Source organism: Streptomyces sp. NPDC107559, assembly GCF_055657365.1.
In genome coordinates, this window is record NZ_JBVKBD010000057.1 from 1 (window position 1) to 1288 (window position 1288).

The 1288-nt window shown below is 57.2% G+C and carries 1 rRNA gene (cut by a window edge); it reads left to right on the forward strand.

Going from position 1 to position 1288, the window contains the following annotated elements:
• Nucleotides 1-1288: ribosomal RNA gene (locus tag ACZ7OY_RS44575) — 23S ribosomal RNA — on the forward strand; its annotated part runs 1271 nt beyond the window's last position; the annotation flags it as partial.

Genomic DNA, 1288 nt, shown 5'->3' on the forward strand with positions numbered 1-1288 from the left:
CTCGTGACTGCGTGCCTTTTGAAGAATGAGCCTGCGAGTTTGCGGTGTGTTGCGAGGTTAACCCGGGTGGGGAAGCCGTAGCGAAAGCGAGTCCGAACAGGGCGATTCAGTAGCACGCTCAAGACCCGAAGCGGAGTGATCTAGCCATGGGCAGGTTGAAGCGGAGGTAAGACTTCGTGGAGGACCGAACCCACCAGGGTTGAAAACCTGGGGGATGACCTGTGGTTAGGGGTGAAAGGCCAATCAAACTCCGTGATAGCTGGTTCTCCCCGAAATGCATTTAGGTGCAGCGTCGTGTGTTTCTTGCCGGAGGTAGAGCACTGGATAGGCGATGGGCCCTACCGGGTTACTGACCTTAGCCAAACTCCGAATGCCGGTAAGTGAGAGCGCGGCAGTGAGACTGTGGGGGATAAGCTCCATGGTCGAGAGGGAAACAGCCCAGAGCATCGACTAAGGCCCCTAAGCGTACGCTAAGTGGGAAAGGATGTGGAGTCGCACAGACAACCAGGAGGTTGGCTTAGAAGCAGCCACCCTTGAAAGAGTGCGTAATAGCTCACTGGTCTAGTGATTCCGCGCCGACAATGTAGCGGGGCTCAAGCGTACCGCCGAAGTCGTGTCATTGCAGCAATAGGGCCAACGCCTGCTGTGATGGGTAGGGGAGCGTCGTGTGCCGGGTGAAGCTGCGCCGGAAGGCAGTGGTGGACGGTTCACGAGTGAGAATGCAGGCATGAGTAGCGATACAAACGTGAGAAACGTTTGCGCCGATTGACTAAGGGTTCCTGGGTCAAGCTGATCTGCCCAGGGTAAGTCGGGACCTAAGGCGAGGCCGACAGGCGTAGTCGATGGATAACCGGTTGATATTCCGGTACCCGCTGTGAAGCGTCAAACATCGAGCATCGTGATGCTAAGGCCGTGAAGCCGTTCCGGACCCTTCGGGGAAAGGAAAGTGGTGGAGCCGCCGGCCCAAGCGGTTAGTAGGTGAGTGATGGGGTGACGCAGGAAGGTAGTCCATCCCGGGCGGTGGTTGTCCCGGGGTAAGGGTGTAGGCCGTGCGATAGGCAAATCCGTCGCACATTAAGGCTGAGACCTGATGCCGAGCCGATTGTGGTGAAGTGGATGATCCTATGCTGTCGAGAAAAGCCTCTAGCGAGTTTCATGGCGGCCCGTACCCTAAACCGACTCAGGTGGTCAGGTAGAGAATACCGAGGCGTTCGGGTGAACTATGGTTAAGGAACTCGGCAAAATGCCCCCGTAACTTCGGGAGAAGGGGGGCCACGTCTGGTGATGA